Raw genomic sequence first — 5,033 nt, 5'->3', positions numbered from 1 at the left:
ATGGCAAAAAAAGCACAGAGCCCAGCAACAACAGCGAACGGACAGGTTGATCGTACAGAAGATCCCCGTGACCGTATTATTGCTGCGGCACGTGCGGTGTTCATCGAGCAGGGTTTTGATCTCGCGACTGTACGTGAAATCACCCTGCGGGCCGACGTGAATGTCGCGGCCATCAATTATTACTTTGGTTCCAAGGACGAACTGATCAGCGAAGTCCTCAGCATCATGATGGAGCCCTACACCAGCGCACGCATTGCCGCTCTGGAAGCCTGTCAGTCGGCAGCCCAGCCTGGCACGCCAACATTGCAAGGTGTCGCAGAGGCGCTGGTGCGACCGATGGTGCAGTTCAGCCGTGATGCGGTGGGCGATCGGCCGTTGATCCGCATGATCCAGCAGGTACGTTCACGACCAAGAGAGATTACGACCCGTTTTTTCCTACGTCGCGTCGACCCGGCGGTATTCCGCTTTATCGATGCCTTCAGCCACGCGGTACCGACGCTCGAACGCCGTGATGTTTTCTGGCGCTACAACTTTGCAATTGGCTCTGTCATGCAGGTATTGACAGATTCCGACCACGCAACATACCGCCTTAAAAACCTGTCGGGCGGTCTTTGCGACACGGACGACGACGAGCAGATCATTGCTCAACTCACGGCATTTGTATGCGCCGGATTTCTGGCTCCCGCCGTCAAAATTTCCAACAAACAGACCCAGCCAGCATAACCGGAATAGTTTTCTATTTCTGGTAAAATATTGAGCAAACCATGCTGCAATCATGGGCATTTTGACTATTTATAGTCGTTGACTGTATTGGAATTAAAACTATGTTTGAAACATTGTTTATTCTCCAATGGAGCAATCAAAATGTCAGCAGCAGCCAAGAAAATCACAGGTTCGTTCGTCGCGCTTATCACGCCATTTGATCGTTCCGGCGGTGTCGATATCGGCGCGTTCCGCGAGCTGCTGCAGTTTCATGAGGCAAACGGCACTTCTGCGGTTCTGATCATGGGCTCCACGGGCGAAGTCTCCATGCTATCGCAGGATGAGAAGCGCAAAATCATCGTTGAGACATCCAAAATGAAGTCGGAAAAAATGCCGATCTTCTTTGGTTGCACCGGTAACAACACCGATACGACAATCGATAACGTCAAGTTCGCCAAGGACAATGGCGCTGACGGCGCGATCCTCGCAGCACCCGCCTATATTTGCGCGCCAGAAGCCGATATTGAGCGTTATTTCCTTGAAATCGCTGACGCGACTGACCTACCGCTTGGTCTTTACAACAACCCACCGCGCGTCAAGAGCGACCTGCACTGGGATCATCTGCTGCGTATCTTCAAGCACCCAAACTATGTCATTCACAAGGAATCGACAGCCCGCGTCGGCCAGGTCGCTCAGGTTCTGGCGGCACGCCCAGATGTGTCCGTCATGTGCTGCGACAGCCCGAACCTCGGCCTCGTCGTTCCAACGATGAGCCTCGGCGGACATGGCACGGCCAATATGGGCGGCAACATTGCCCCTGCAGAAGTCGCCGTCATGTCGCGCCCATGGACAAGCTACACCGAAGCGGAAGGTTTCCGTGAAACGTATCTTCGTCTGCTGCCGCTGTTGCACTACAACTACTCGGCCATCAACCCGGTGGCCGTAAAATCGCTGATGAAGGCCGTCGGCCTTCCAGCCGGCGAACTGCGTCGTCCACTGACCGGCCTTGAAGGTGAAGCGCTGGCACGCGGCGTTCGCATCGTGCAGGAACTTGGCCTCGACAAGGTCTACGGCTGGAAAATCAACAACGCTGCTATCGCCGCCTGAGGAGAGACAGATGGATCTCGGGATTTCCGGCAAGAAAGCTCTCGTCACCGGCGCAAGCCGTGGCATGGGCAAAGCGGCAGCAATGACGCTCGCACATGAAGATGTGGATTTGACAATTGTTGCCCGCACCGCGGAAACGCTCGAGAAGACAGCTGCTGACATTCGTGCCCAGACCGGCGCCCGCGTCACCACAGTCGCAGCGGATATCACCAGCATTGAAGGACGGGAGGCTGCATTGGCAGCCTGCCCAAACCCCGACATTCTGGTCAATAACGCCGATGGCGAGCTACCAGGTGATTTCCGCAACTGGAAACGCGAAGACTGGCTGCGCGGCATGGATCGCATGATGCTGACGCCAATCGACATGATCCGTCTGACCGTTGACGGCATGATGGATCGTGGTTTTGGCCGCATCGTCAACATCGTGTCGCGAAGCGTCAAGATTGCCCAGCCGGAACTCGGTCTTTCCAACGCCGCACGATCAGGCCTTGTCGGCTTCGTTGCCGGACTGGCAAGACAGACCATCAGTCACAATGTGACGATCAACAATGTACTTCCAGGCATCATCGCCTCGGATGGTCAGCGCGAGCACGTCAGAGTACTCTCGGAACAAAGCGGCCGTCCGTTTGATGACATCTGGAAAGAACGTGCCGCCCAGAATCCAGCCGGTCGTTATGGCGAACCGGATGAAATCGGCGCTTACATTGCATTCCTGTGCTCGACAAAAGCTGGTTTTGTAACTGCACAAAACCTGCTGGTCGATGGAGGCCAATACCCCGGAACCTACTAAGGCTCCGGCATACCCCAATTATACGGTGACTAACCGGTTACCGCACTGCCTAACGCTGCGCATTTGGGCGGCGAAGGTATATCTGTATCCTGAAACCATGAGGAGCCACCAGTTATGAAACAATTTGGATCATTGCTTCTTGCCGCTTCGCTTGCCGCCATTTCCAGTGGCGTTGCAACAGCACAGGAATTCCCGGCACGTGCAATCAGCATCGTCGTACCATATCCACCAGGTGGCGCTGTTGACGGTGTAGCCCGCGTGCTTGCCGCCGAACTGTCGGAATCGACCGGCAAGACATTCGTCGTCGATAACCGCGCCGGAGGTGCTGGTGGCGTCGTTGGCTCCACCGAAGTCGCCAAGGCCGATCCGGACGGTTACACGCTGCTTCTCAACGCCTCGATCCACGTGGTCACACCGCTGATCAACAAGAACGTGCCATTTGATGTGCTGAACGATTTCACGCACATCGCTGGCATTGCTGCGGGCCCGCTTCTGGTCGTTACACCAACATCCACAAAGGCCAACACTCTCAAGGAGTTCTTTGAAGAGGTGAAGGCAGACCCTGAAGGTTTCAACTTCGCAACATCGAGCTACGGTTCGGCCGGCCACCTAGCTGTTGAAGTGCTGAAGGCGCAGGCTGGTGTCGATACCGACGTCGTGACCTACAAGGGTGCAGGTCCGGCCCTTACCGATCTGATGGGCGGTCAGGTTCAGCTGATGGCTGACCCGATGTTGTCTTCCCTGCCGCACGTAAAGGCAGGCCGTCTGAAGGCGCTAGCCGTCACAAGCCTCAAACGTTCGGCTCTTGCACCTGAAATACCGACCGTTGAGGAAAGCGGTATGCAGCCGCTCGAAATGGTCTCCTGGTACGGCGTATGGGGACCAAAGAACCTCGAACCGAAGGCGGCAGAATATCTCGACGCCGCAGTGTCGAAGGTCGTCAACTCCGACAAGTTCAAGGAAAAACTCACTGTGTTCGGCTTCGAGCCAATGTACAAGAACAGTGCCGACCTGAAGACCTTCGTTGTCGATGAAACCAAGCGTTATGGCGAGATCGTGAATTCGGCTGGCATCAAGGTCGAATAAAATGAGCAAGGCTCCGGCAACCCCAATGACAGACGCGGAATATGCGAAGTCCAACCGGCAACAGAAAATTGTCGGTAGCCATTGGGGTTTCTATGAGCACGACAACAAATCGGAAGGGTTACGGCCCTTCCGTGAAGACCCCGATCCGGCGATGTTCGGAACCGAACTGACCGGAGACCGGCTATCTCCATCGCGCATATTGAAGCCTTCAGTACGACGCTCCTATCTCGAACATGGCCCAGGTACGGCCCATGGAAGACGGGGAGCAGAGCCATTTGTCGAAGTATCCTGGGATGAAGCGCTTGATCTTGTTGCCAACGAGATAGGCCGCGTCAGACAGACATATGGCAATGGCGCCATTTTTTCAGGCTCCTACGGCTGGTCAAGTGCGGGACGTTTTCACCACGCACAGAGCCAGCTCAAACGCTTTTTCAACATGGCGGGTGGCTCTGTTCGCTCCGTACAGACATATAGCTATGCTGCGGGTGAGGTGATCCTTCCCCATGTCATCGGCAACCTGAACGGTCTGGTCACCGGTCACACGCCATGGGGGCAAATTTCCGGTCATGCTGAACTGATCGTGATGTTCGGTGGAACGCCGCTGCGAAACGCGCAGGTCAACGCAGGTGGCATCACCCGCCACACGGCCAGAAGCGCGTTACTATCCTGCCGGGATTCCGGCGCACGTCTGGTGAATATTTCGCCAGTGCGCGATGATACAGATGCAGAACTGGGTGCGGAATGGCTGCATCTGAGGCCGGGCACCGATACGGCACTGCTGCTTGCACTGTCCCATACGCTGATTTCAGGAAATCTCCACAACAACGATTTCATCGAGCGATACACGGAAGGCTATGGCACACTGCGGGCCTACCTGATGGGTGAGCAAGACGGCGTTGTCAAAAACGCTGTCTGGGCCAGTGCGATTACCGGCATAAATGCGTCCGAGATTGTTGACCTGGCGCATGCCATGGCCCGGCAGAAGACATTCATCATGATGTCTTGGTCATTGCAACGTGCCGACTACGGCGAACAGCCCTATTGGGCGGCCATTGCACTGGCGTCCTTGCTGGGCGGCATAGGCCTGCCGGGAGAAGGGTTTGGCTTTGGTTATGCATCCGTTGGCAGCATTGGCCAACCTTCATCGCCTATAAGCTGGCCATCTCTGCCGCAGGGCAAAAATCCAATAGCAGATTACATTCCCGTCGCCCGTATCGCAGATATGCTGCTCGCACCGGGCACCGAATATGATCATAACGGCACGCGACGAACCTACCCGGACATCAAACTTGTCTAGGGTCAGGACTCATTGCTCATAGCCAGAAGATAACGGTCGCAGCGAGAGCGA

The 5,033-nt window shown here is 55.6% G+C and carries 5 protein-coding genes; all 5 read left to right on the top strand.

The window, feature by feature from the left end; translation table 11 throughout:
• Window positions 1-723 (top strand): TetR family transcriptional regulator (locus RT613_RS22120; RefSeq protein ID WP_313618535.1); only part of this gene is annotated, 723 nt, incomplete at its 5' end.
• 141 nt (window positions 724-864) lie between these two features.
• Complete coding sequence (locus RT613_RS22115) at window positions 865-1,809, top strand: 4-hydroxy-tetrahydrodipicolinate synthase (RefSeq protein ID WP_313618534.1); 945 nt, start codon at window positions 865-867, stop codon at window positions 1,807-1,809.
• A 10-nt stretch (window positions 1,810-1,819) separates the two neighbouring features.
• The gene (locus RT613_RS22110; RefSeq protein ID WP_313618533.1) at window positions 1,820-2,599 is read left to right on the top strand and encodes an SDR family oxidoreductase; all 780 of its coding nucleotides are present in this window, start codon (window positions 1,820-1,822) and stop codon (window positions 2,597-2,599) included.
• 114 nt (window positions 2,600-2,713) lie between these two features.
• Complete coding sequence (locus RT613_RS22105; protein WP_313618532.1) at window positions 2,714-3,685, top strand: tripartite tricarboxylate transporter substrate binding protein; 972 nt, start codon at window positions 2,714-2,716, stop codon at window positions 3,683-3,685.
• 1 nt (window position 3,686) lies between these two features.
• Complete coding sequence (locus tag RT613_RS22100; RefSeq protein ID WP_313618531.1) at window positions 3,687-4,982, top strand: molybdopterin-dependent oxidoreductase; 1,296 nt, start codon at window positions 3,687-3,689, stop codon at window positions 4,980-4,982.
• The last annotated feature ends 51 nt before the right edge of the window (window positions 4,983-5,033 follow it).

This window comes from Agrobacterium sp., from assembly GCF_032092815.1.
GTDB lineage: Bacteria > Pseudomonadota > Alphaproteobacteria > Rhizobiales > Rhizobiaceae > Agrobacterium.
Note: the sequence above shows the minus strand (reverse complement) of the source record. Positions and strands in the feature narration are given on the sequence as shown.